Origin of the sequence: Idiomarina ramblicola (assembly GCF_003987255.1) — a bacterium.
Taxonomy (GTDB): Bacteria; Pseudomonadota; Gammaproteobacteria; order Enterobacterales; family Alteromonadaceae; genus Idiomarina; species Idiomarina ramblicola.
In genome coordinates this window covers 318,645-342,117 of record NZ_PIQC01000001.1, presented here as the reverse complement: position 1 = coordinate 342,117, position 23,473 = coordinate 318,645, and the positions used below count along the sequence as shown (strand labels likewise).

At 46.9% G+C, this 23,473-nt stretch carries 28 protein-coding genes; 19 read left to right on the top strand and 9 right to left on the bottom strand.

What is annotated here, in order from left to right; genetic code table 11:
• The first annotated feature begins 76 nt into the window (after positions 1-76).
• Positions 77-1,039, top strand: a complete 963-nt coding sequence (locus CWI78_RS01685) for a S41 family peptidase (RefSeq protein ID WP_126779645.1) — start codon at positions 77-79, stop codon at positions 1,037-1,039.
• 689 nt (positions 1,040-1,728) lie between these two features.
• On the opposite strand, the gene CWI78_RS01680 is transcribed toward CWI78_RS01685, so the two are convergent.
• Positions 1,729-1,890: a transposase family protein gene (locus tag CWI78_RS01680; protein WP_126779643.1), complete on the bottom strand. Its 162-nt coding sequence runs from the start codon at positions 1,888-1,890 to the stop codon at positions 1,729-1,731.
• A 277-nt stretch (positions 1,891-2,167) separates the two neighbouring features.
• Between CWI78_RS01680 and CWI78_RS01675 the strand changes: the two genes are divergently transcribed.
• The 8 genes from CWI78_RS01675 to CWI78_RS01640 all read left to right on the top strand — a co-directional run bounded on the left by CWI78_RS01675 (position 2,168) and on the right by CWI78_RS01640 (position 9,014).
• Positions 2,168-3,337: a serine hydrolase domain-containing protein gene (locus tag CWI78_RS01675; protein ID WP_126779641.1), complete on the top strand. Its 1,170-nt coding sequence runs from the start codon at positions 2,168-2,170 to the stop codon at positions 3,335-3,337.
• 472 nt (positions 3,338-3,809) lie between these two features.
• Positions 3,810-4,202, top strand: a complete 393-nt coding sequence (locus CWI78_RS01670; RefSeq protein ID WP_126779639.1) for a hypothetical protein — start codon at positions 3,810-3,812, stop codon at positions 4,200-4,202.
• A gap of 126 nt (positions 4,203-4,328) precedes the next feature.
• Positions 4,329-5,054, top strand: a complete 726-nt coding sequence (locus CWI78_RS01665; RefSeq protein ID WP_126779638.1) for a hypothetical protein — start codon at positions 4,329-4,331, stop codon at positions 5,052-5,054.
• Positions 5,055-5,119: 65 nt separating this feature from the next.
• Complete coding sequence (locus CWI78_RS13025) at positions 5,120-5,326, top strand: KTSC domain-containing protein (RefSeq protein WP_126779636.1); 207 nt, start codon at positions 5,120-5,122, stop codon at positions 5,324-5,326.
• A gap of 117 nt (positions 5,327-5,443) precedes the next feature.
• Positions 5,444-5,692, top strand: a complete 249-nt coding sequence (locus CWI78_RS01655; protein ID WP_126779634.1) for a hypothetical protein — start codon at positions 5,444-5,446, stop codon at positions 5,690-5,692.
• Between the two features lie 210 nt (positions 5,693-5,902).
• The gene (locus CWI78_RS01650; RefSeq protein WP_126779632.1) at positions 5,903-7,138 is read left to right on the top strand and encodes an acyl-CoA dehydrogenase family protein; all 1,236 of its coding nucleotides are present in this window, start codon (positions 5,903-5,905) and stop codon (positions 7,136-7,138) included.
• Positions 7,131-8,216, top strand: a complete 1,086-nt coding sequence (locus CWI78_RS01645; protein WP_126779630.1) for a phosphotransferase family protein — start codon at positions 7,131-7,133, stop codon at positions 8,214-8,216. The genes CWI78_RS01650 and CWI78_RS01645 overlap by 8 nt, the downstream gene beginning before the upstream one ends.
• Before the next feature lie 27 nt (positions 8,217-8,243).
• Complete coding sequence (locus CWI78_RS01640; protein WP_126779628.1) at positions 8,244-9,014, top strand: SDR family oxidoreductase; 771 nt, start codon at positions 8,244-8,246, stop codon at positions 9,012-9,014.
• 14 nt (positions 9,015-9,028) lie between these two features.
• On the opposite strand, the gene CWI78_RS01635 is transcribed toward CWI78_RS01640, so the two are convergent.
• Positions 9,029-9,484 (bottom strand): hypothetical protein, encoded by a 456-nt coding sequence (locus CWI78_RS01635; protein WP_126779626.1) that lies wholly within the window; start codon positions 9,482-9,484, stop codon positions 9,029-9,031.
• Between the two features lie 76 nt (positions 9,485-9,560).
• Between CWI78_RS01635 and CWI78_RS01630 the strand changes: the two genes are divergently transcribed.
• Genes CWI78_RS01630 through glnS form a run of 6 tightly spaced genes read left to right on the top strand, consistent with a single transcriptional unit; the run spans position 9,561 to position 14,412 of the window.
• Entirely contained in the window at positions 9,561-9,821 is a 261-nt protein-coding gene (locus CWI78_RS01630; RefSeq protein WP_126779624.1) for a hypothetical protein, read from the top strand.
• An 11-nt stretch (positions 9,822-9,832) separates the two neighbouring features.
• The gene (locus CWI78_RS01625; RefSeq protein ID WP_126779622.1) at positions 9,833-10,237 is read left to right on the top strand and encodes a hypothetical protein; all 405 of its coding nucleotides are present in this window, start codon (positions 9,833-9,835) and stop codon (positions 10,235-10,237) included.
• Complete coding sequence (locus CWI78_RS01620; RefSeq protein ID WP_126779620.1) at positions 10,234-11,010, top strand: 5-oxoprolinase subunit PxpA; 777 nt, start codon at positions 10,234-10,236, stop codon at positions 11,008-11,010. The genes CWI78_RS01625 and CWI78_RS01620 overlap by 4 nt, the downstream gene beginning before the upstream one ends.
• Positions 11,003-11,728 (top strand): 5-oxoprolinase subunit PxpB, encoded by a 726-nt coding sequence (gene pxpB / locus CWI78_RS01615; protein WP_126779618.1) that lies wholly within the window; start codon positions 11,003-11,005, stop codon positions 11,726-11,728. Before CWI78_RS01620 ends, pxpB begins: the two co-directional genes overlap by 8 nt.
• Entirely contained in the window at positions 11,725-12,678 is a 954-nt protein-coding gene (locus CWI78_RS01610; RefSeq protein WP_126779616.1) for a 5-oxoprolinase subunit C family protein, read from the top strand. Before pxpB ends, CWI78_RS01610 begins: the two co-directional genes overlap by 4 nt.
• Positions 12,679-12,726: 48 nt before the next feature.
• Positions 12,727-14,412 (top strand): glutamine--tRNA ligase, encoded by a 1,686-nt coding sequence (gene glnS, locus CWI78_RS01605; protein ID WP_126779614.1) that lies wholly within the window; start codon positions 12,727-12,729, stop codon positions 14,410-14,412.
• Here the strand turns inward: glnS and CWI78_RS01600 are convergent.
• The 5 genes from CWI78_RS01600 to CWI78_RS01580 all read right to left on the bottom strand — a co-directional run bounded on the left by CWI78_RS01600 (position 14,399) and on the right by CWI78_RS01580 (position 17,614).
• Positions 14,399-15,436: a saccharopine dehydrogenase family protein gene (locus tag CWI78_RS01600; protein WP_126779612.1), complete on the bottom strand. Its 1,038-nt coding sequence runs from the start codon at positions 15,434-15,436 to the stop codon at positions 14,399-14,401. The two genes, glnS and CWI78_RS01600, sit on opposite strands and share 14 nt — an antisense overlap.
• Positions 15,436-15,882: a ferric iron uptake transcriptional regulator gene (gene fur, locus CWI78_RS01595; protein ID WP_126779610.1), complete on the bottom strand. Its 447-nt coding sequence runs from the start codon at positions 15,880-15,882 to the stop codon at positions 15,436-15,438. Before fur ends, CWI78_RS01600 begins: the two co-directional genes overlap by 1 nt.
• A 45-nt stretch (positions 15,883-15,927) precedes the next feature.
• Positions 15,928-16,461, bottom strand: a complete 534-nt coding sequence (fldA, locus tag CWI78_RS01590; protein ID WP_126779608.1) for a flavodoxin FldA — start codon at positions 16,459-16,461, stop codon at positions 15,928-15,930.
• Positions 16,462-16,538: 77 nt separating this feature from the next.
• The gene (locus CWI78_RS01585; RefSeq protein ID WP_126779606.1) at positions 16,539-16,754 is read right to left on the bottom strand and encodes a DUF2788 domain-containing protein; all 216 of its coding nucleotides are present in this window, start codon (positions 16,752-16,754) and stop codon (positions 16,539-16,541) included.
• Between the two features lie 83 nt (positions 16,755-16,837).
• Positions 16,838-17,614, bottom strand: a complete 777-nt coding sequence (locus tag CWI78_RS01580) for an alpha/beta fold hydrolase (protein ID WP_126779604.1) — start codon at positions 17,612-17,614, stop codon at positions 16,838-16,840.
• Positions 17,615-17,720: 106 nt separating this feature from the next.
• Between CWI78_RS01580 and CWI78_RS01575 the strand changes: the two genes are divergently transcribed.
• Together CWI78_RS01575 and pgm are read left to right on the top strand one after the other, a co-directional pair.
• Complete coding sequence (locus tag CWI78_RS01575; protein ID WP_126779600.1) at positions 17,721-18,203, top strand: replication initiation regulator SeqA; 483 nt, start codon at positions 17,721-17,723, stop codon at positions 18,201-18,203.
• A complete protein-coding gene (gene pgm / locus CWI78_RS01570) occupies positions 18,203-19,840 on the top strand; it encodes a phosphoglucomutase (alpha-D-glucose-1,6-bisphosphate-dependent) (RefSeq protein WP_126779598.1) in 1,638 nt (545 codons plus the stop codon). The genes CWI78_RS01575 and pgm overlap by 1 nt, the downstream gene beginning before the upstream one ends.
• A 4-nt stretch (positions 19,841-19,844) precedes the next feature.
• Here the strand turns inward: pgm and CWI78_RS01565 are convergent, their stop codons facing one another.
• Positions 19,845-21,131, bottom strand: a complete 1,287-nt coding sequence (locus tag CWI78_RS01565) for an MFS transporter (protein ID WP_126779596.1) — start codon at positions 21,129-21,131, stop codon at positions 19,845-19,847.
• Positions 21,132-21,283: 152 nt separating this feature from the next.
• Between CWI78_RS01565 and CWI78_RS01560 the strand changes: the two genes are divergently transcribed.
• Both CWI78_RS01560 and hda read left to right on the top strand, forming a co-directional pair.
• Positions 21,284-22,369: a DUF2066 domain-containing protein gene (locus tag CWI78_RS01560; RefSeq protein ID WP_244213049.1), complete on the top strand. Its 1,086-nt coding sequence runs from the start codon at positions 21,284-21,286 to the stop codon at positions 22,367-22,369.
• Positions 22,369-23,082 carry a DnaA regulatory inactivator Hda gene (gene hda, locus CWI78_RS01555; protein ID WP_126779592.1) on the top strand — a complete coding sequence of 238 codons (714 nt, stop codon included), beginning with the start codon at positions 22,369-22,371 and terminating at the stop codon, positions 23,080-23,082. Before CWI78_RS01560 ends, hda begins: the two co-directional genes overlap by 1 nt.
• Here the strand turns inward: hda and CWI78_RS01550 are convergent.
• Positions 23,079-23,468, bottom strand: coding sequence for a DUF2069 domain-containing protein (locus tag CWI78_RS01550; protein WP_126779590.1), 390 nt, complete (start codon positions 23,466-23,468; stop codon positions 23,079-23,081). The genes hda and CWI78_RS01550 overlap by 4 nt on opposite strands.
• Positions 23,469-23,473: the final 5 nt, after the last annotated feature.

The window sequence follows — 23,473 nt, the reverse complement described above, 5'->3', positions numbered from 1 at the left end:
TCCAGTAAAAATGGTTTCCTTCATATTAGCATTTTAGTATAAGCTAATTTTTTCACATGGAGTGAGGTTCAACTAAGTGTTTTTATTACGCGCTTTTCTTCTCTCGCAAGCATTGACATTTTCGGTATACGCTCAAAGCGCAGAACGCAGCGGAGATATACCTCCCGAAGTAACAGCGTATGAAGTTTTGGATCTGATGAAGGAGCACGTTGTTACACGAGAGCAAGTAAATTGGCGGGTATTAAAGTCTGAATTGGATAACCTTGAACGCCCATTTACCAGAGAGACTTTACGGGAGGCGCTAAATCTCATCTTAAAGCGAGCTGATACTGGCCATACATTTTATAAAAGTACCGTTGAACCAAAGTTTGTGATGCAAAGAAAGTTTGAATGTGTGGCAACGAATACCTATGACTTGCCTATCATTCCTGGGCACATTGGCTACCTTCGCGTCAATAGCTTCAATGCCCCCTCGGATAAGGCTAAACTTCGCTATATCAAAGAATTGCATGATGAGATCAACAGACAGAAAGATCGCGATACAAAAACCTGGATTATCGACTTTCGGTATAACTCAGGCGGAAATATGTGGCCTATGCTAGCTGCAGTTGCGCCATTGCTAAGCAACGGAGTACATGGTTATTTTGTGAAACCTGACGGCTCCAAAACTGCTTGGGGAACCTATGACGGACAAAGTTTTCTCAATAATCAGTTTATGATTGGAGTTGAAAAGCCTTCCGTGGGAGATGTAGATATGCCAATAGCAGTGTTAAGTAGCGAACAAACAGCGAGCTCTGGGGAGGCGTTATTAGTCGCTGTTAAGGATAAAGCTAATGTTCGTTCGTTTGGCGAACCATCTTGTGGTATGTCGACCTCTAATCGATCTTTCAAGCTAAGTAATGGGGCAACCTTAAATATTACGACAGCAATTATGGCAAGTAAGAGTGGTACAATATTTGGAGGAAGGATTCCAGTTGATGAATCCTCTAGTCGCCCAGTCGAAGATGCGATTCAGTGGATTAATAGAATTGTCGAATAATGACTTCGACATGCCCGCTCATTGCAGGCGTGTATGTGGTTAGGATTAGGTTTATGTGATACCAGCTTATTAGCTTTTCAGTGCATTACTGCCTCAGAGAATACTCCTCAACCTGCCATGAGAAAATATAGGCGACTAAGCCTAAGGCAAACATGATAGCTAAAGCTTTTGACCGAGTTATAGACTGAAACAATGCAATGAGAGTCGAGGTGCCAGTGACTCCGAGAGTATAATTAACAGCGTCTCCACCATCCCGCCTTTTCATATATTCTCCTTACTAAATATTTTCAGTGACTTCATTAATAGTATCGTCAACCTGGACGACTTTCGAGTTTCACTCGACAATTACCGAATGCAGATAGTCCGCTCAGAGCGAAGAGCAGACTATTCTGAGAATCTCAATTTTGTCGCCTCTTCGCTCTTTGCTGACTTTCGATTTGGTACCAATTGCTTAAAATTGAGGCAGGATGCATAGTGTGTAAAGAATTTGGGGCAATTTCCAATGTCATCGAGTTAAATCATTGGCACAAGTCGTCGATTTTGATGAAATCAATCTTTTCAATCGCAACCCCTGCTTTTAACAATTCCCGAATTCAACTATTAACTGCAACACTCGCTCATAGTTTGTTGCAACTGCTCTTTAAAAATTACGTCTGGCTGAATAAACCTAACCTCTGCAACCAGTTAAGTCAGGCATGACCAAAATCCTCAATGTTGTCCCAGCCTTCATATCCGGTGATAACACCCTGATTGGATAAGAACAAAACATCGTGTAAAGGATAGATCACTTTGGCAGACTGCCGGGGATCGGTGACATTGGAAAAATGTTCAGCGAAAACATCAATACTCATAAAACCGGCTCCCAAAAGGGAGTATAAGATCACAATGATATGGAAAGGTCCAGAAACAAGAAAGAAAACAGACTCAACTGTTCAATTTATGTTCGCGACCTCGCAGTGTGTGTATGCTTAACCTCGACGTCTAAAAAGAACAGCAAATAAAATGGTGTGATAACAAGATCCTTGAAAATTTCAGATTGAATACGTAAGTTTATTATTCGTCAGGTGCTGGCTATTCATCAGGCCTTGAATTATTTGGTTTTTAATCCACAGCGAGTAAGTGAGAGTTTTGAAAAAATATCTTGTAGAGTTTCAGTGGCAAATGAAGCTAATGGTTGCCGTTACATTGAGTATGACTTTTTCAGTAACATTTGCACAGACAACAGATACTAAAATAGCAAAAGAACTGCAAGCTATCGTGTCTGAAGAACATGCAGACAGTGGCTTAGTCTCTCTGGGAGCGGCAATTTCCAAAAATCGAGTACATCTGGCGACGGCGGTTTACGGTGAAAGAGAAACCAAAAGCGGTGTACCTGTATCAATCGATGACAAATGGCATATTGGCTCCGTCACTAAATCAATGACTGCCACCATGATAGCCCGACTGGTGGAAAAAGGCGTGTTGCAATGGGATACCACAGTGGGTGACATCCTCACTGACAGCAGGGTAAGACCTGAATGGCAAGACGCCACTTTGTCGCAGCTGCTTAATCACACTGGTGGAGCGAAAACTGATTTTCCCTGGCGGATCCAGTCGCTGTCCCCGGAAGAAGGGACAGAGTGCGACGCGCTGCGCAAAGAAGAAGTCCTAAAAATACTAGAGAGAAAGCCCGATTATAAGCCGGGCACTAGTTTCGAATATTCCAATGTTGGCTATACAATTGCTGCTGTATTGGCTACCACCAAAACCGGGAAAACCTGGGAAGCTCTCATTCGTGAAGAGGTGTTTCAACCGCTGGAGTTGTCGAGCGGCGGCTTCGGTCCACCTGTCGATGTAAACGAAACGATGGAACAACCACGAGGTCATAAAACCACCTGGCTTAGCGGCCCGAAAGCGGTAACCACCGACACTGATAACTCGCCTATCATGGGACCTGCTGGTATGATTCACATGTCGCTCAACGACTTATCTGCCTATGCGAATGAACATCTTTTGGGCAGTCAGGGTAACAGCGAGCTGTTGAGTGCCCAAACCTATCAACGACTCCACGAACCCGGTATGGAAGACTATGCCTATGGTTGGATTTTGGCGTTGGATGATTCCTGGGCGAATGAGCACAAAGTGTTATATCACAGCGGCTCTAACCGCTTTTGGTTTGCGTTGTTAGTGATTATTCCGGAGTTGCAAATCTCTATAGCCGTCACAACCAATTACGGCGATTTAAAGCCCGCCAGAAAAAGTGCCTGGAATATCGTTAAACATATGACCACTTTTTTAATGGAAAACCCCGATATCTAATCATCGACCTTCTCTCTTTTTACACGGGACGTATCAACGCTCAGCTGTCGGCTCGTTGTAGAAAGAGGCTTCCGTCCTTTTCCCATTCAACCCTTTGGTCTTTGTCATTAAGTCCTTCTGGCACTGGATTCATAGCTAGTGTCTTTGACGGAAATGAGTTTGATGGAATTACTTTGAGAAACCATTACCATGAGTTTGTGCATGTTAGTGGTGTGTAATCTCCCCGAAAAATCGGAGCCATTTTAAGTAGCAAGTCCAGTTGGCTATGTTCCGCTTCCATCGCAATTTTAGCCAACAATTACTCAGCCCGTTGATTTAGGTGTTAATTTCAGTGTCTGGCACAAAACCAAAAGTCAGCAATGAGCGAAGAGCGGATGTTGGACTTCCTTAACTTACAAGGTAATCTAGCTTGTAAGGAAAAAGACCTTGCGTGGTCGCTCTAACATACTATGTATACGCAAATGGAGTGCCGATGAACGAATTCAATGAAGAGCTGATGGGGTTAAATGAGGAGATCGTTGCAATATTAAAAGAGCTTTCTCAATTTAAGCCCAGTTTCTACCATGCATTCGCGAAAGGGAGGCTTGGAGATTACACAGCGGCGCTTGTTGAGCTTAGAGAGCAGCTAAGCGAAGTAGATCAACGCCTTCGACCACATACTAGAATACCGGGCGACTATAATTCAATACAAATGGTTTCAGGAAAGCTATCTGTTACCTTTTCGATTAGAAATGTCGTTTTAACAACACTGGATGAAGCGCAAAAAATGCTGAACTCTCATGAGTCGCAAGCTGGCTTTAAGCTTTCAACCAACATTGCTTTACTTGCGATTGTTGTTTCGGTGTTAGGTGTAGCTGCTGGATAGTGCGTATTAAAAGTCAATAGACTAAACATCGGACTGCCAACCGCATAGCTTAGCCATTAGTATGTAAAAACCACAACCAATTGTCGGTCCGTGTTGCGGGCGTTTTTTAACCAATAGAGGTGTTGCGTGACAGATCGAGACTGGAGACTTCAGACAACAACCAGCCTTGCAAAAGACTGGAATAATCCATGGACTGGTCAAACTGTACCAAAAGGAACGCGGATTACAGTTGTAACGGTAGCACAACTAAACTCCAAGAAAGTTGTTACTATTCCAGTCCCGAACGGTTCAGCTATTTTACTGAATGCTTCGAAGAAGAGCCATTCGAGGGCAAAAGAGCTTCGTGTAAAAAGCAAGATTGACTCATCAAAAAAGAGGGAAGTCGCATTTCTCTCAGAATATGACGCTTTTGACTTCTTGGAAGATACAATTCAATCAATCGTTTTGGCTTTTTCGGCAATAGAAGCTTTCGCAAACGAGGTCATCCCTGATAATTTTGAGTACGCTCATTTTCGTAAAAGTAGGACAATCCTAGAGACTGCAAACAAACAACAGATTGAAAGGTTTATTTCTTTAGAAGACAAACTGGATAAAGTAATCCCTGAAGTCCTTGGTGTTAAGTCGCCCAAAATGCATAAGTCTTGGTCGGAGTTCAAGAAGCTAAAGAGATTACGAGATCGAATTATTCACATGAAGTCCCAAGATAGGATATCTTCAGGCCCAGAAAACGATACTTTGTGGCATCAATTGCTAAAGCTTAGTACGCCTCATAGGACTGCATTTGATGTAATTAAATATTTCACTAAGAAAATGGATTCACCTCCCCAGTGGGTTGAATATGCAAATTTGTAGATTTCATAAAAAACAAAAGTAGCGCGCATACAGTTTATAAGCGTTAAAAGTCAAAGGAGTGAAAGATGATCGATTGGGTAATTGTCAGGTCTTCCGCAATAAGGAGAATTGGCTACGACGCTTCCACAAGTCGTATGTATATCGACTTCGAAGACAGCGACCCGTATTACACTTTCTGCGGTGTACCAGAGCATGCATTCCGAGAATTTATCAATGCCCGTTCAGTAGGTCGGCATTATCATCATTACATCAAAGACAGGTATGACTGCTAGTAGCAAATAAGATTTTAACGAGAGCTGGCTAACTTCTACCACATTGTGCTTTCGGTTCCATTCGGTTGCACTCGACATTTGTCGGAAATATGAGCGCTATTTATTTTTGGAGATTTTATGCCACAAGAACAGAGGTTAATCCCGTTAGTACGAACAAATACACCGGATGAACGAGCCGTAGCAACTGGCAATAATGCCAGTTGGCAATGTTGTTGTGCGCGTGAGCTTCCTTTACTCGGTAAGTCAGGGCAACTTAAAGGACCAAGCGAGAATACGTGTGTAATCTGCCCAGATTGCGATATGAGATATTTTGTTGAGCCTAGCGGTGGTGACTACAAGCGAGCAGTTAAAGTCGTCGAGTTGTGACAACACAATAACGAGGAGTTAACGTCCGCTCTTGGCACAAGGCTGACGTCCACCCAAAAGTTTCCGATGCTCGAATTAAATAATCTGCTGACTAAGTTATAAACCTGCAACCTCACCAATCGTTTACTAAAACTTTGCCCTCAACTCTGGTTGTACCACCAACTGTTTCAAGTCTACAATGCTGTTAAATATTCGTTCGGAGCGGGCATTATGGACTTTTCCTACAGTGCGAAAACAAAGGACTATTTGGCGCGGCTTGACGCTTTTATGCGCGAGCATATTGAGCCGTATGAAGACCAGTATCAAAAAGAGAATTATCGGCTAAACAGCACGCCGAATTGGCGTGAATGGCAGGTGCCGCCACGGGTGGCGGAGCTTAAGCAGTTAGCGAAAGAGCAGGGGCTTTGGAACTTGTTTTTGCCGGACGAAGAACTGGGTGCTGGTTTAAGCACGCTGGAATATGCGCCATTAGCTGAGCGCATGGGGCGAAGCCTGTTAGCGCCGGAAGTATTCAACTGCAATGCTCCCGACACGGGTAACATGGAAGTGCTGTATCACTTTGGTGATGATCCGCAGCAAGAGCAGTGGTTAAAGCCGCTTTTAAACGGCGACATTCGCTCGGTGTTTTGTATGACAGAGCCCGATGTCGCGTCCTCCGACGCCACCAATATGCAAACCACCATTGTTGCCGACGGCTCCGACTGGGTTATTAACGGCCGTAAGTGGTGGAGTACCGGTTTAGGCCACCCTGACGCCGAAATTGCTATTGTTATGGGGCTGACCGACGAAGACGCTGAAAAGCATCATCGTCACTCTATGGTGCTGGTTCCGTTAAACACTCCGGGCGTTAACATAGAGCGCATGCTGCCAGCGTTAGGCGAGTACGACGCGCCTTATGGCCATGGTGAAGTAGTGTTCGACAATGTGCGCGTACCGAAAGAAAACATTATTGTCGGCCCCGGTGCGGGTTTTAAAATTGCGCAGGGGCGTTTAGGCCCTGGGCGTATTCACCATTGTATGCGGGCTATTGGCGCGGCAGAGCGGGCGCTGGAGCTTTTCATTGAGCGTGGCGTATCGCGCATTGCCTTTGGTGAACCCTTAATGAAACTGGGCGGCAACACCGAGCGTTTAGCCGATTTACGCGTGGCGATTGATCAAGCGCGCTTGCTGACTCTGCACGCGGCCTGGCAAATCGACAACATTGGTGCCATGAAGGCTATTAAAGAAATATCGGCCATTAAGCTGGTGGCACCGAATGTGCTGCAAAAAGTGGTGGATGAAACCATGCAACTGTTTGGTGGTGCTTCTATGTGTCACGACACACCGTTACCGGGGTTACTGACGGTAGCCCGTTCATTACGTATTGCCGATGGACCCGATGCGGTTCACCGTGCGACTATTGCAAAAAGCGAATTAAAACAATGGAAAGGGCGCACCAATGACTGATCCTTCATCCGCCGTAGTTGACCAGGCGAGTGACGTACGCGAAGAAGAAACCTTACCAATTGAGGCTTTAGATAACTGGTTGGCGGAGCATATTGGTGATGAGCTGCCTGAAGACCGGGGTACGCTACGCATTACTCAGTATACCGGTGGAGTGTCTAACTGGACTTACCGATTAGATTACAACGGTCTGGCTTTGGTTTTGCGCCGCCCGCCAGATGGCACGAAGGCCAAGTCAGCCCACGACATGGGTCGTGAGTTCCGCCTGCAAAAACGCCTGAGACCAGAGTTTCCACACGTACCCAGAATGCTGGCGTATTGCCGTGACGAGTCGGTTATTGGTGCTGAGTTTTATGTTATGGAGCACATTACAGGTATTATTCCGCGCCGGCGCTTTCCCAAAGGGCTGGACTTAAGCTCTGAGCAGGCTCGAAAGTTATGTACGAATGCACTGGATAAACTGATAAAGCTGCACCAGGTGGATTTAGACAGCACCGGACTACGCAAAATAGCCAAAGGTAAAGGTTACACTGAGCGTCAGGTAAATGGCTGGTGTGGCCGTTATGAAAAAGCAAAGACCTGGAATGTATTCGGCGCTAAGTCGGTCATGCGCTGGTTACAAGAGAACCAGCCGCAAAGCGAGAAAATTTGTTTGGTTCATAATGACTTTCGGCTGGACAACCTGATACTCAACCCGGAAGACCCAACCGACATTATCGGTATTCTGGATTGGGAGCTGGCGACCCTAGGTAACCCGTTAATGGATTTAGGCAACTCGCTGGCGTACTGGATAGAAGCGGGCGATGACAAAGTGGCGCGCGCAACTAAACGCCAACCGAGTGATTATCCGGGCATGTTAACCCGTAAAGAAATTATCGATTATTACTGCGAACGCACTGGCACCAAGGTCGAAGACTTTGCGTTTTATGAGGTGTTTGGTCTGTTCCGTTTGGCGGTTATTGCCCAGCAAATCTACTACCGCTACCACCATAAGCAAACCAATAACAAAGCCTTTAAGAACTTCTGGTTCCTGGTGAACTATTTGCTGTGGCGCTGCCGTCGGCGTATCGCTAAAGCCTAACGAATTATAAAAAAAGAGAGCTCAGTAATGTCACAAGAACGGAAGACTATTTTAATTACCGGTGCCAGCTCTGGCTTAGGACAGGGCATGGCGCGTGAATTTGCCGCAGAAGGCAAAAATTTATGTCTGTGCGCCCGCCGTTTAGATCGCTTAGAGGCGTTAAAAACCGAGCTGGAAGACAAGCATTCAGGCATAACCGTTAGCATTAAAACGCTGGACGTAAACGCTCATGAAGACGTATTCCGTGTGTTTCAGGAGTTCAAACAAGAGCAGGGCCAAATTGACCGCTTTATCATTAATGCGGGCATGGGCAAAGGCGCAGCGTTAGGTACGGGGTATTTCGAAGCCAATAAAGCCACGGCGGAAACGAACTTTGTGGCTGCGCTGGTACAATGTGAAGCGGCTATGGAGATTCTGCGCGAGCAAAAGGGTGGGCATTTAGTGACTATTTCGTCCATGAGTGCTTTCCGTGGTATGCCACGGGCTATGACGGTGTATGCGGCAACCAAGGCCGGGCTGGCGTCGTTAACCGAGGGTATTCGTGCGGACTTAATGAAAACCTACGGCAGCAACAGCCCAATTAAAGTGTCGACCATTTATCCGGGTTACATTCGTTCTGAAATTAATGAAAAAGTGAAAAACACGCCTTTTATGGTGGATACCGAGACAGGTTGCCGACTGCTGGCGAAGGCCATTAATAAAGAGCCAGTAAAAGCGTACGTCCCTTACTGGCCCTGGGCGTTAATGGCATTCCTAATGAAACGCCTGCCGCTCAAGTGGGTGTTAAAGTTGGCTTAATCCGAGCCAGAGCTTTACTCAGAGTCAGAACACACGGCGTCGCCCCGGGTAGAAACCTGAACCGACAGCGACTGGCTGACGCCTTGTGCATCGTTAAACAGAAATACCGGTTCGACTAAAAACATATCGCCGCGTTCTCCGTCGTGGTTGATCTCAAGCTTCTGATCAGCCAGTTCCAGTTTAATGCAGCCGTCGTGTTCGGTGGTCATAATGCGCTGCCATTTGTCTGGTTGTGGCTCGTGCAGCCAAATTTCATAACCTTGCCACTGCGTGTTGTCTCCACGCTTACACCAATAACTATGAGCTTCTAAAGAACCATCGGCAGTAGTCGCCATTTGCTGTATTTCACAGTCTTCCTCATGCGGAAGGTCGGGCTGCATGGTGGTCTTTTGATAAATAACCGCGCTACCAAGAATAACAACAACAGTAATAATAATGGCACTCACGCCGAGCAGAATTTGCTTTAACATATGGCTCCAGAAACTGATACAGTATAAATTCTTAGTATAAAGACAATAATGATAAGAACAATGACTTGGGGGAAGTATGTGGCAACGTGTTTTGGCATTACTGATTCTTATTGCTGGACTGTTAATGGCTGTTTTGGGTGTGGTGAGCGACAACGACACCAATGTCAGGCTGTCGGGTGCGGTTCTCATGCTGATAGGTATTATCTGGCTTTATAAGCAACCCACTTTAAAATCGCTTAATCGAACTGATAAGCCGACGTTAAAGTGGTATCAGTCGCCTATCCTGTGGATTCCGATTATCGCGATTATCCTTTTTATTATCAGTCTGTTCATGTAGGAATCTAAGTAATGAATATAGCGAAACGAATTGTTATTTTAGCAGGTGCAGTCGGCTTATTTTTCTATACGGCCGAGCAGGAAGACCTGATTACGCTGATTGCGAATTTTAACCTCGGTTGGTACAAGCTTGGTGTGCCTATTGCCTGGGGCTTAGTACTGGGTGGACTTTGCGCACTGTTAAGACTGCGTTGGTTGTTGTCGTGGATGGCGCCCGTTACTTTGGTTGCCAGTGCCATAACCACCATGGGGCTCATCGGTGCAATAGCCGTATTTGCTAAGCATCAGTTGGTGGTGCTTAGCTTGCCTCCATTGCAGTTAGCCTCTGTTGGTATTGGTCTGTATTTATTTGGCGTGAGTCTGACCAAGTTAATGGGAGACATCGAAGCCAGAAAATCGGAAAAGGGCGAAGAATGAGTCGTCGGATTACCCCAAAAATCACATTAAACAGCGATATTGGTGAAAGCTTCGGCGCCTGGAAAATGGGTGCCGATGACTTAATCATGCCACACATTGACTGCGCCAATGTGGCTTGCGGTTTTCATGCGTCAGACCCTCTGACCATGCTAAAAACCGTCAAGCTTGCAAAACAGCATAATGTGACCATAGGAGCGCACCCCGCGTATCCTGATCTCGTTGGTTTTGGGCGACGCCACATGAAGTTAAAACCCGATGAAGTGACGGCGTTAATTCAATACCAGGTCGGTGCTCTGCAGGGCATTTGCGCCGGGCAGAAAACTGAAGTGAGTTATGTGAAGCCGCACGGAGCACTTTACAACGACATGCTGAGCGACGGGCAGCAGTTTGATGCGGTTTGTCAGGCTATTGCTGCGCTGCAGGACGATCGGCATGAGCCGCTGCCGTTAATGGTTATGGCAACCCCTGAAAACGATGCCTGGCGCCACCGTGCGCAAAAATTTAATGTCGAATTATGGTTTGAAGGCTTTGCTGACCGGGCTTATGACGACAACGGGCAACTGCGCTCACGAAGCAATTCTGATGCCGTGCATGGTGACCCTGAAACCATGTATGCCCAAGCTGAGGCTTTTGCTAACGGTCGTGCTATTGAGAGTGTCTCGGGCAAACAGCTGCAAATTGAAATCGATTCTCTATGTGTTCACGGGGATAATCCAAAGGCGATAGAAACAGTGGAGAGACTGCGGGATATCGTCCGAAAAGCTTATGAGTAACTCTACGAATAAAGGGACTGATTTTCCCAAACTGGTGTCGGCCGGAGCTGACGCGGTTATTGTCTATTTAGGCGAGGGCATCAGTGTTTCGGTTAACCAACAGGTTCTTGCAGCAGCTAAAGCGGTAGAGGAACAACTGTCGGACGTGGTGCTGGACTTAGTGCCGTCCTATAACTCTTTAATGGTGTATTACGATGTTTTGCGCACCGATGAGCCCGAAATACGAGAACGTCTGCGTAAAACCTTAAGTGATTTAACCAGCGATGACCAAGAACAGAACGGCAAGCATCATCGTATTCCGGTTTATTATGACGAGAGTGTCGGACCGGACTTAGCCCGTATTGCAGAGACAAACAATTGTTCAATAGATGATGTGATCAAAGCCCATACTGAGCAAATCTATCGTGTGTACGCCATGGGCTTTGCACCGGGCTTTGCTTATTTAGGTGAAGTTAGTGAGAAAATCAGAACACCTCGTTTAGATAACCCCAGAAAACGTATTACCGCAGGCAGTGTTGCTATTGCCGAAAGTCAGACTGCGGTTTATCCGTCATCGTCTCCCGGCGGCTGGAACATTATTGGCCGTACTTCTACCCAGTTGTATGACCCGTCATCGGGAACCATCAGTCCGCTTAATGTGGGTGATGAAGTAGAGTTTTACGCGGTAAGCAAAGAGCAGTTTATTGAGGAAGGCGGTGATACGGAGGCCTTGTCATGATGCGTATTATTGAGCCGGGTATGCGCTCAGCCGTTCAGGATTTTGGGCGCTTTGGGTATTTGTCGAAGGGCCTGACCCGGGGCGGACCTGTTGATGAGCATGCGTTTTTATGGGCAAACCGGCTACTGAATAATGATTTTAATGCCGCACAAATAGAAGTTACTTTAGGTGGCTTTGAAGCAGAGTTTGACAGTGATTGCCAGTGTGCCGTAACCGGCGCTGATGTTGAACTGACATTGGACGACGAGAGGTTAAACAACTGGCAGAACTTTAAGGTCCGAGCTGGTCAGCGACTAAAAATGGGTTACGCTACGGCGGGTGTTCGGGTGTATTTAGCGGTGCAGGGCGGGTTTCAGGTTGAACCTAAGTGGGGCAGCTGTGCAACGGTTACCCGTGATGCAGTGGGTGGTTTGTATGGAGACGGCTCGCCTCTAAAAGCGGATGATGAACTCAACTTTAATGAACAAGAGTTTCAAATATCACGCCGTGTTGGCTGGACTTATCGGCCAAACTACGAAAAAACGCCGGTTATTGGCTTAATACCGGGCTTTCAGTACGATGCTTTTCCCATGTCTGCAAGAGAAGCTTTCTGCTATGAAGATTACGAAGTCACTAAAGACAGCGACCGTATGGGCATACGACTTTCAGGTAAAGCGTTAGAATATGACGATGAAGGCCTGGTATCTGAAGGTGTGAATGTGGGATCTGTGCAGGTGCCGGCGAACGGCCAGCCCATTATTATGATGCACGACAGGCAAACATTAGGCGGTTACCCCAAACTGGGCACCATTAACCCGTTCGATTTAGGTCGGCTGGCGCAATGCCAACCCGGTCAGACGGTTCGTTTTACCCGCATTGAAGGTAAAGTCGCACAGCAGCAACTGCGCCGTTTTTATCAGTTTTTTAATGTTCGCTTAGCTTGTCAGGCAGGCGATAACCTGCGATCATAACCGCTTCATTTTATCCGGTGTTGATTTTGTAGCGGAGACAAAAGGTTCATGGCTGATACTGATTCACGTCCCAGTAATTTTATTCGTCAAATCATTGATAAAGATTTGGCCAGTGGTAAGCACTCTACCGTACATACCCGTTTTCCTCCGGAACCTAATGGTTACCTTCATATTGGCCATGCCAAATCGATAGTGCTGAATTTCGGTATTGCCGAAGACTATAACGGCACCTGTAACCTGCGTTTTGATGACACCAACCCACTGAAAGAAAAAGTGGACTATGTTAACTCCATTAAAAAAGACGTGGAGTGGTTGGGTTATCACTGGGAAGGCGAACCACGCTATTCCTCTAATTACTTTGATCAACTGCATGCATTTGCGGTTGAGCTGATTGAAAAAGGCCTGGCTTACGTTGATTTCAGCCCGCAGGATAAAATGCGTGAAATGCGCGGTACCCTGAAAGAGCCGGGTGTGAATAGCCCATACCGTGATACTTCTGTGGAAGAGAACTTAAAGCACTTTGCTGACATGACAGCAGGTAAGCATGAAGAAGGTACCGCGGCATTACGGGCAAAAATTGATATGAGCTCGCCGTTTATGTGTATGCGCGATCCGGTTATTTATCGTGTGCGCTTTGTGCATCATCACCAGACGGGTGATAAATGGTGCGTTTATCCAATGTACGACTTCACCCATTGTATTTCGGATGCGCTGGAAGGCATTACGCACTCGTTGTGTACGCTCGAGTTCCAGGACAACCGTCGGTTGTACGACTGGGTGCTGGATAACATCAGCATTGACTGCCATCCGCAGCAAATTGAATTCTCGCGCCTTAACCTGCAATACACGGTGATGAGCAAGCGTATTATTAATACGCTGGTAGAAGAAAACAAAGTGACTGGCTGGGATGATCCGCGCGTTGCCAGTGTGGCGGGTTTGCGTCGCCGTGGTTATACGCCAGACTCAATTCGTGAATTCTGTCGCCGGATTGGTGTGACAAAAATGGATAATCAGGTAGAAATGAGCATGCTGGAAGCCTGCATCCGTGACGACCTGAACGCCAATGCCCCCCGCGCTATGGCGGTGATGGACCCGGTTAAAATTGTTATTGAAAACTACCCGCAAGGTGAACAGGAATTGCTGGACGCGCCAAACCATCCGAACGATCCGGAAATGGGCTCGCGCCAGGTGACTTTTAGTCGCGAAATTTGGATTGAACGGGAAGACTTCCGTGAGTCGGCTAACAAGAAGTTTAAGCGTCTGGTGTTGGATAAAGAAGTGCGTTTACGTAATGCCTACGTTATTCGTGCCGACCGGGTAGAAACAGACGATAACGGTGAAATTCAGACCATTTACTGCCATTACGATGCTGACACTCTGGGTAAAGACCCGGCGGATGGTCGTAAAGTAAAAGGGGTGATTCACTGGGTTTCGGCTGAAACAGCGAAAGAAGCCGAGTTCCGTGTGTATGACCGTTTATTCCAGGTACCTAACCCGGCTGCAGAGGAAGACTTATTCTCGACGCTGAACCCTGAGTCTCTGGTTATTAAGAAAGGCTTTGTGGAAGCGAACCTGGCGAATGCAAAACTGGCGGAGAATTTCCAGTTTGAGCGCTTGGGCTACTATTGCCTGGATCAAGATGCTGAGACAGAAGGGCGTTTGATATTCAACCAAACAGTTGGCTTACGCGACAGCTGGGCGAAAATAGAACAGCAGCAAACTACTGAATCGTAAATTGGTCCAGTAGCTTAGCGCCGTATAAACGCGAGGGGGTGTAAAAGCCCCCTGACTGTTTCTGGCTTAAGGTATGAACGGCTAACTCAACCGCACCTTCGGCGGTTAGCGAATAGCCGTTTTTCACTTTTACCCGCATACTTTTCTTATTGCCTTTAGCGTCGGTAATTTCACCCCAGACGTAAGTTGGGTTGTTTTTCCGCTCTTTTTCTTCAGGGCCGGCAGGCTGTGATTCCAGCTTTTTCTTTAATTTCGCCTGGACCCATCTCAAGTTAAATACCCAACGGAACCAGTTCATCCGACGCATCTTTTTTACTGAGCGCGGACTGGCCGGTATGTACACTTCAATATTAGGTATTTCCGTGGTGTAGTAGGCGGTAGAAACGTCGCCCCAGGGAATGGTCATGGCGTATTTTTCACCATTGCCAAAGTCAATCCAGCGGGAGTGCCAGGCGTGCGGGACATCAGTAATTTGTCCGTTAATGCGAGCAGCGCCTCCACGGCCTAAACGCTCAATACTGGTTTTGGCTGTACCTCGACTCATGCGTGAACCGGAATCAAAACCTAAGGCCAGGTGCTCGGCTTCCGGCATTTGGGCATTGAGCCGCGCGGCGATACAGTCTGTGGGAATTACATCGAACCCAACACCAGGACAAATAACAATGCCGGCTTCGCGCGCGGCTTTGTCCATCGAGTGAGCGTACTCGAATACGTCTATCTCGCCGGTAATGTCTAAATAGTGAGTTTTGGTATCGATACAGGCTTGAATAAGAGGGGCCGCTGTTTGGCTAAACGGGCCTGCGCAATTGATGACAAGATCGACATCTTCTAATTGCTGTTTCACCTTATCAATGCTGTCCAGCGAAAAGGCTTTGTACTGAAAGTTCAGGTGACGGGCAACTGGCTCAAGGGTGTCTTCGTTACGGCCGGCTAAAATGGGTTGGTAACCACGTTTTTTTGCCTGATGGGCAATAAGCTTGCCCGAATAACCGTATGCCCCGTATATGAGCCAGCGTAGAGCCATTAGTCTGCCTCAGCAGCGGCTTTGTATTCGCAGCTTTCGCCGCGCTGACATTCGCCGTATAGATACAAGCTGTGGTTAGTCAGTTTAATTTTATTGGCTGCGGCCACTTTATCCTGACGGTCTTCAATGACGTCATCTTCAAATTCAAAGACGTGTCCGCAGGTTAAACACACCAAATGATCGTGGTGATGTTTTGCGCTTAATTCAAATACCGAGCGTCCACCTTCAAAATGGTGGCGAGTAATAATACCAGCGTCATCAAACTGGTTTAGTACCCGATACACGGTAGCCAGGCCAATTTCATCTTTTTGTTCCAGCAGAATTTTATAGACGTCTTCAGCGCTGATGTGTTGGTTTTCTGGTTGTTTTAGAATTTCCAGAATCTTCATCCGTGGTGAAGTTACTTTGAGTCCTGCTTTTTTTAGCTGTTCGTCGTTACTCGCCATAATGATTCGTATCTCAGTTAAACATGTACAACAGCATACCCTGTATTAGCTGTCACTTGCCAGTTCTGCCAGACACATTTCTTCATAAACCTGCTGGCACCATTTGCTAACCCGTTCTTTGGTTAACTCTGGTTGGCGGTCTTCGTCAATACCCAGGCCGACAAAGTGGTTATCGTCTGCCATGCCTTTGGAAGCCTCAAAATTATAACTTTCGGTTGGCCAGTGACCAACAATGATGCCGCCTCGTGCTTCGACAATATCACGCACCATGCCCATAGCGTCCAGGAAGTATTCAGCGTAATCCTCCTGATCACCACAGCCAAAAATAGCAATGAGCTTATCGGTGAAGTCAATCTCTTCAAGTTCGGGGAAAAAGTCGTCCCAATCGCACTGAGCTTCGCCGTAATACCACGTCGGAATACCGAACAGTAGTAGGTCATAACTGGCAATATCTTCTTTACTGGATTTAGCCACGTCTTTAACGTCGACAAGTTTTTTACCCAGCTCTTTCTGAATCATCTGAGCGACGGCTTCGGTGTTACCGGTGTCGCTTCCAAAGAAAATTCCAACAGTTGCCATAAATCAATTTTCACCTAGTTATACGAACAAACAATACTGAATGGATTGCCACTCAGCGGCGTAAATTATTAATTGGGTTAAACTCCGGACTCCCAGAGCACCTGAATAATACCTTTTGCAATAAATCCAAAGCAGCCAAGAAACAGTACCGCCCAAACAATAATCTGTCCAAACTTGGGCACGGCTGAGCGCTTCAACACGTCACGAATAGCTAAGCCTATGAGTAAGAATAGTATGGCCAGCGTAAAATTGGTGACCAAAACTTCAATTTGTTCGTAATACTCAGCTAACATACGGCTTAACCTCGCTGATACGCATCGCTCGGGCTGCTTTTTTACGGCGCCTAGATTACCATAAAGCTGCGCTACTGGCGAGATTACTGAGCCAGAAACTCATGCACAAGGCGGTTGAATATTCGTGGCTTCTCGGCGTGCAACCAATGACCCGCATCTTCGATTATCTTTACTGCAGCAGTGTTGAAACGCGAGCTGACTTCTTGCTGGTGTTTTTCGGTCAGGTAGTTTGAATTACCGCCTTTGATAAAAAGCACCGGACCTTCATATTGACCTTTACTGACAGCAGCTGAAATTTGCTCGTAGTTTTGCTTTAATCCTTCAAGGTTAAGCCGCCATTGATAGCCGTTGTCGGTTTTTTTCAGGTTCTTGAGTAAGAATTGACGCACACCTTTTTCTGAAATTTTATCGGCTAACTGCTTGTCTGCATCACCCCGACTTTTTATCTGGTTTAAATTCAGCCCTGAAAGTGCGTCCATGATGCTGTCGTGAGTGCCATCGTAAGCGGCGGGCGATATGTCAGCGAATATGGCTGAGGTGACTCGTTCAGGCGCCTTTATGCAGATTTCCATGGCGATTTTGCCGCCCATGGAGTGACCCAGCACAGCAAACTGCTTAATGTTTAGGGTGTCGGCCAGGTTGATGATGTCCTCTGCCATAGCCGGATAAGTCATAGTGTCACTGTGAAACGAGTCACCGTGGTTACGAGTGTCCGGTAAGATACAGTAGTAATCTTCAGACAACTCGCGGGCGACGCTCTTTAGGTTGTCTTTGTCGCCAAACAGTCCATGAATAATGATGATAGCCGGATTGTTTTCGGTGCCAAGTGTTTCGTGATTCAACAAGGAAGAGTCTGCCATCGAACCGCCTTTAGTGATAAACTTTGATGTATATTTTCAAGGCTTTGTCGGGGCGTTGCAAGTGACAAAGCACAACCTTTCAAATTTTAGAGGTAGAAAGTCAACAATGAAGCGGATTGACATTGACGATGACTTATACGCGCACATTGCAAGCCACACCAGACAAATAGGTGAAAGCGCGTCGGATATTCTGCGCCGGTTGCTTGATGTAAATAGCAGTGAACCTAAAGTCGAAAGCAAAAGTGTAGAAACTGAGTCGGTTTTTAACCGCCTTAATGAGCAAGATGTGCGTATTCAAAAAAGCGTGGTAGCACGTTTTCTTTATATTTTGAGCATGCTATATCGTTGCCACTCCAACGAGTTCTCGCAAGTGTTGGATATTCGCGGGCGTGACCGCCAGTATTTTGCCCGATCAGAAGAAGCTTTGTTGACCTCAGGTAACAGTACTAACCCGAAGCAAATACCGGACTCGCCTTTTTGGGTTATTACCAATACCAATACCACAAAGAAAAAATCCATGCTGACTCAAGTGGCAGAAAAGCTGGGCTATGATTCAGTAGATGCAGAAAAGATTAGGGACTTTTTATAATGGCGAATCACGAGCGAGCAGGTCAGCTGGCACAGGCCGATGATCTGACGAATATAGCGCAACTCACCAGTGCCTATTATGTTTACGAGCCGGATCCGCGCAAGGCGGCAGAAAAAGTCAGCTTTGGTACATCGGGTCATCGCGGCAGTTCATTGAAGCGTTCGTTTAATGAAGCTCATATTCTGGCAATTGCTCAGGCCATTTGCGCTTACCGTGAAGAGCAGGGCATTACCGGGCCGATTATGGTGGCTAAAGATACTCACGCGTTGTCAGAGTCGGCTTACATCAGCGCTCTGGACGTGTTTATTGGTAACGGTATAGAGGTCCAGGTACAAACCGAGCACGACTATACCCCGACGCCGGTATTAAGCCGTGCGGTTATTGAGTGGAACCGCGATCACAAAACGAAAGCAGATGGTGTGGTTATTACACCGTCGCATAACCCCCCGGAAGATGGCGGCTTTAAATATAATCCTCCGCACGGCGGACCAGCGGACTCCGATGTTACCCGAACCATAGAGAAGTACGCGAATGCGTTGTTATCATCCGGTTTGGTCGGTGTGAACACTTGCGAGAGCGAAGATGTCTTACAGCATCCTAAACTGACTTTTGTAGACTGGCGCGCGCAGTATATTAGCCAGCTTGAAGACTGCATTGATATGTCAGCTATTCAGGAAGCAAAACTGACGCTGGCGGTTGATGCCATGGGCGGTTCAGGGGCTAAGTATTGGCAGCAAATTGCTGAGCATTACAACTTATCGATTGAGGTTCGTAATGCCGTTGTTGACCCAACCTTCGCATTTATGCCCTTGGACAAAGACGGCAAAATTCGGATGGATTGCTCCTCGCCGTTTGCTATGGCCAGTTTGCTTGAGCTGAAAGACAACTACGATTTAGCTTTTGGCAATGACCCGGACTACGACCGTCACGGTATAGTGACTCCTACACATGGTCTGCTGAATCCGAATCACTATTTGTCGGTTGCGATAGATTACTTATGCAAAAATCGTGGTTGGGACAAAGGGATTGCCATCGGTAAAACGCTCGTATCCAGCGCTATGATTGATCGTGTGGTAAGCGCAAATGAACGACCATTGATGGAAGTTCCGGTTGGCTTCAAATGGTTTGCGAAAGGGCTCGCTGAGCAAAGTATTGCGTTTGCTGGAGAGGAAAGTGCTGGTGCAACCTTACTGGATCGCAAAGGAAACACCTGGACTACGGATAAAGACGGTATTGTGATGGCGTTGCTGGCGGCAGAGATATTGGCGAAAACCGGGAAAAATCCGGGGCAGTATTATGATGACTTATGCCAGCAACACGGCACGGCTTATTATCGCCGGGTTGATACCGTTTCCAGTACCGATAAAAACGCTCGCTTTAAAGACATTCGCGCGTATAAAGTGAAACTATCAGAACTGGCGGGTGATACTGTTTCAGAGATATCCACGAAAGCGGCGGGTAACGGGGCACAGTTTGGCGGTATTAAAGTGACCACCGATAACGGCTGGTTCGCTGCAAGACCCTCAGGCACAGAGCCGGTTTACAAAGTCTACGCGGAAAGCTTTGTCAGCGAGCAGCATTTAGATGACATTCTGGCGCAGGCCACCACTTGGGTGAATGACCTGCTGGCAGATTAGTCAGTTAACGAAGGACGGCGTTGGACTCCATTTCTTCGTCGTCCTCTTCTTCTGACTCAGGCGCTTCCTCAGCCATTGATGTTAATAGCTCATCAGAGGTTTGTGACGGCGCCAGTATGGCAAAGTTGCTGTGTAACTGGTCTTCTGCTTTTGCCCGGCGGGTAATGCGATACAGCGAGTAGAAACCGACCATGGCGGTGAGTGTTGCCAGCAATAAAAAGAAGTAGTTAATTGCCCCAAACTGCATTAATGCTGCAACGGCCGGCGCACCGATAATAGATCCAGCGCCACCAATTTTAATGATTGCCCCCGTTGCCCCCACCATTTGATCGCGTTCGAGGTAGTCGTTTGTGTGCGCCATGCCCAGTGAGTACAAGGGTAAAATAAACGCTCCTAACAGACCCACGTTCAAATAGATGAAAATAGCGTTTGATGCATCAAGTTGCGACAGAGCGACAGCGGTCAACGTACCACCAGCGGCGCATATGGCAATGACAAAGCGGCGATCGATTCGATCCGACAACAGGCCAAAAGGTGCTTGCGATACTAAGCCCCCGGCAATGAATGCGGCCATAAAGAAAGTGATTTGCACGACACTAAGGCCGATATAAGACGCATACATGGGCCCAATACCATAAAACATGGCGTAACAGGCCTGCATGATAAAGGCATTTACCACACCGAGAGGTACGGTTCTCAGCAACAGTGAAACCGGTACTTTACGGTTTTCGTGAGTTGTTGGCTCGGCTGTCACGCTGACCAGAATCGGTATAAGTGCCAGGTTAATCAATAACGCGACAATGGCAAAGGCAACGAAGCCAGCCGGATCGGCAACACCCAAAATAAGCTGACCAACAATAAGACCAGTGTAAATAATGACCAGGTAAATGGACAGTAGCGTACCGCGACTGCGGTTGTCTGCCATGGTATTCAGCCAGCTTTCTACAATGACAAAAATACCGGAAATGGCAAAGCCAGTAATAAAACGCATGACAAACCAGACAATGGGATCGACCCATATGGCCTGCATTAAAATACTGAAAGCTGCAAGTGCTGCAAGACCACCAAATGATCGAATATAGCCAACGCGGCGAATGTCTTTTGGCGCACGGGTAGAACCAAACAGGTAGCCGATGAAATAGGCCGACATGATAAAACCGGTAACGAGAGTGCCGAAACCTTCAATCGTGGCGCGCAGACTTAATAAGGTACTGGTCATGCCGACGCAGACGCCAATTAGACTGATACTGCCAAGTAAGGAACTGATACCTCGAAGTTGTTGTTTTAGCATGCCTTTGTCACTCTTCGTCCGTTTGCCGCAATACTACCTTTAGTGGCTTTATTTTCCTAGTGGAGATTCCCACAAGCTTATCCACAAGTTGTTACTTGCTGTTCGCTATCTGGCTGTTTAATATGCTCTCAAAGTCTTATTTGGATAATGACATGTCAAAGTTCCAGATTCATTACATTGCTACCGGTTTACTTTTGCTGTTGGCGTTCTTTTCAGCCAGCGAGGCCCAAGCGCGGTTGATTGACAATTTGTATGCAGCAGAAGTCGAGGTTGATTCGCAGAGCGCTTCTCATCGGCAGCAAGCAATTGGTAAAGCTTTTGACCGTGTTATTACCAAGTTAACCGGGCAGAGCGAGTCGGTACAGCATGAAGCGGTTAAACGGGCAAAGCGTGATGTTAACAACTACCTGGTTCAATACGGATATAGCGAAAACGAGGGGCAACGTACGTTGACGGCCACTTTTGATGGTACGAAATTACGTGCTTTACTTGCTGAGCATCAATTACCTTATTGGGGCAGCCGCCGTCCTCAATTGATGTTGTGGATAGCAAAGGAGAATAATAACGGCCAACGGATTATTATTGATAGTAACAGTGAGTCTGTTTTTACCCAGCAGTTGAAGTTCTTTGCGCGTCAATACAGTATTCCAATTCAATTGCCTTTAATGGACCTAACTGACAACTTCACCATCAGTGCTATGGATGTCTGGGGACGGTTTCTCGATCCGGTCAGAACCAGTACTGAACGTTATGGTACCGATGGTTTATTGGTTGGACGAATTATTCGCCAAGAGGGTAATGAAGAACCCTGGAGTTTAAACTGGTTTGTGGAAGTAGGGGATGACCGCTTTTCTGGCGAAGTGACGGCAACCAGTCCGGACTGGCTGGCGGAACCGTTAATTGAACAGTTAATGACAAAACTGTCGCAAAAATACAGTCTTACCGCGGGTGATGAAAATGTTCGTAATACCATGACGGTAAAGGTCGAGCAGTTAGCCAGTTTAAGTCGTGTTTTGGAACTGGAGACTTTTTTGAAAAGTATTGTTTCGGTGCGGGAAGTGCGTTTACTGACTTACTCGCAATCGCTGAGCGAATTTGAAATTGTGGTTAACGGTCCAGTTGATCAAATACTGCAGGCGATTAACTTGGATGGGCGACTGGTGTCTCAGGAAGTTGGGCCGTTTGTCGCAGCCAGAGAAGCTGAGATACCTGTTTATCGCTGGAACGAGAATCGCTGATGTCGCCACAGCAGTTGCCATTAGCCGTACAGTTACCGGATGACGAAATATTTTCAACCTTTCTGACCGGCGATAACTCAACTTTATTAAGTTGGCTGGAAGGGCTACCGGAAACGAAACCTCCGTTAAAGCGGAGCCAACAATTAACCTGGTTATCCGGTGCCAGTGGTGTTGGTAAAAGCCACTTAATGCACAGTGTGATTGCATCGGTAAAACCAGAGCAACGTATTGCTTATTTACCTTTGAGAGAACTGGCACATGCTGATCCAACGGCAGTGCTACAGGGGATGGATCAAGCCGATCTCATTTGTCTGGATGATATTGATACCGTCACTTTTGAGCAGAGCTGGAGTTTTGAATTGTTTTCGCTCATTAACCGTGTAACCGATAATGAGTCGACGCGACTGATCATGACTGCGAAGCAGTCTGCGGCTCAGACCGAGGTTATTTTGCCGGACTTACAATCCCGCTTTCAGTGGGCAACCGGGTTTCAGTTGCAGCCATTGAGTGATGAAGAAAAAGTTAACGCGTTAATTTTGCGGGCACAGTGGCGCGGGCTTGAACTTCCGAATGATGTCGCGGCTTTCATGACGCAGCGTTTAGGTCGCTCAATGCGTGATTTGATGAAAGCGTTAAATGAGCTTGATCAGGCTTCTATTACTTACCAACGTCGCTTAACAATTCCGTTTGTTAAGCAGGTTCTCGAAATTTAGTCGTAGTCTTTTAACTTCTTCAGTCCCAGACCTTGCGCGCGGCCCTGGTAACGCGCATATCCTGTTGCGCCAATGAAAGCACCAGTGGTCAATATCAGTTCCAGTATTGACCAAAGTCGTTCATCCGGATGCGTATAAACCACCGTTAAACCGTGCAGGAAGTAAAACATCAGAATAAAATTGGTCCAGGCGTGTGTATAAGGTTTGCCTTTAACTAGCCCGTGCAGGGGAAAGAGCAGGGGCAATACCCATAAGAATAGCGCAATATAAACTGGCAGCGTGCCGGGCGCATCGGTTGGTACTCCGTGCCAAAGCGCAACTAAAATCAGTAAAGGCCAATAGCAAACTTGCGTTAACCAGCGATAAAAACGTGGGGATGTTGGCATTGATA

Bases quoted from the DNA above. Each gene is read 5' to 3' on its own strand.
- CWI78_RS01650 (WP_126779632.1), top strand. From the start codon at position 5,903: ATGGACTTTTCCTACAGTGCGAAAACAAAGGACTATTTGGCGCGGCTT.
- CWI78_RS01620 (WP_126779620.1), top strand. From the start codon at position 10,234: ATGAGTCGTCGGATTACCCCAAAAATCACATTAAACAGCGATATTGGT.
- fldA (WP_126779608.1), bottom strand. From the start codon at position 16,461: ATGGCAACTGTTGGAATTTTCTTTGGAAGCGACACCGGTAACACCGAA.
- CWI78_RS01625 (WP_126779622.1), top strand. From the start codon at position 9,833: ATGAATATAGCGAAACGAATTGTTATTTTAGCAGGTGCAGTCGGCTTA.
- CWI78_RS01655 (WP_126779634.1), top strand. From the start codon at position 5,444: ATGCCACAAGAACAGAGGTTAATCCCGTTAGTACGAACAAATACACCG.
- CWI78_RS01575 (WP_126779600.1), top strand. From the start codon at position 17,721: ATGAAGCGGATTGACATTGACGATGACTTATACGCGCACATTGCAAGC.
- pxpB (WP_126779618.1), top strand. From the start codon at position 11,003: ATGAGTAACTCTACGAATAAAGGGACTGATTTTCCCAAACTGGTGTCG.
- CWI78_RS13025 (WP_126779636.1), top strand. From the start codon at position 5,120: ATGATCGATTGGGTAATTGTCAGGTCTTCCGCAATAAGGAGAATTGGC.
- CWI78_RS01550 (WP_126779590.1), bottom strand. From the start codon at position 23,468: ATGCCAACATCCCCACGTTTTTATCGCTGGTTAACGCAAGTTTGCTAT.
- CWI78_RS01640 (WP_126779628.1), top strand. From the start codon at position 8,244: ATGTCACAAGAACGGAAGACTATTTTAATTACCGGTGCCAGCTCTGGC.
- pgm (WP_126779598.1), top strand. From the start codon at position 18,203: ATGGCGAATCACGAGCGAGCAGGTCAGCTGGCACAGGCCGATGATCTG.
- CWI78_RS01630 (WP_126779624.1), top strand. From the start codon at position 9,561: ATGTGGCAACGTGTTTTGGCATTACTGATTCTTATTGCTGGACTGTTA.
- glnS (WP_126779614.1), top strand. From the start codon at position 12,727: ATGGCTGATACTGATTCACGTCCCAGTAATTTTATTCGTCAAATCATT.
- CWI78_RS01580 (WP_126779604.1), bottom strand. From the start codon at position 17,614: ATGGCAGACTCTTCCTTGTTGAATCACGAAACACTTGGCACCGAAAAC.
- hda (WP_126779592.1), top strand. From the start codon at position 22,369: ATGTCGCCACAGCAGTTGCCATTAGCCGTACAGTTACCGGATGACGAA.
- CWI78_RS01635 (WP_126779626.1), bottom strand. From the start codon at position 9,484: ATGTTAAAGCAAATTCTGCTCGGCGTGAGTGCCATTATTATTACTGTT.
- CWI78_RS01670 (WP_126779639.1), top strand. From the start codon at position 3,810: ATGAACGAATTCAATGAAGAGCTGATGGGGTTAAATGAGGAGATCGTT.
- CWI78_RS01600 (WP_126779612.1), bottom strand. From the start codon at position 15,436: ATGGCTCTACGCTGGCTCATATACGGGGCATACGGTTATTCGGGCAAG.
- CWI78_RS01680 (WP_126779643.1), bottom strand. From the start codon at position 1,890: ATGAGTATTGATGTTTTCGCTGAACATTTTTCCAATGTCACCGATCCC.
- CWI78_RS01645 (WP_126779630.1), top strand. From the start codon at position 7,131: ATGACTGATCCTTCATCCGCCGTAGTTGACCAGGCGAGTGACGTACGC.
- CWI78_RS01585 (WP_126779606.1), bottom strand. From the start codon at position 16,754: ATGTTAGCTGAGTATTACGAACAAATTGAAGTTTTGGTCACCAATTTT.
- CWI78_RS01565 (WP_126779596.1), bottom strand. From the start codon at position 21,131: ATGCTAAAACAACAACTTCGAGGTATCAGTTCCTTACTTGGCAGTATC.
- CWI78_RS01560 (WP_244213049.1), top strand. From the start codon at position 21,284: ATGTCAAAGTTCCAGATTCATTACATTGCTACCGGTTTACTTTTGCTG.
- fur (WP_126779610.1), bottom strand. From the start codon at position 15,882: ATGGCGAGTAACGACGAACAGCTAAAAAAAGCAGGACTCAAAGTAACT.
- CWI78_RS01610 (WP_126779616.1), top strand. From the start codon at position 11,725: ATGATGCGTATTATTGAGCCGGGTATGCGCTCAGCCGTTCAGGATTTT.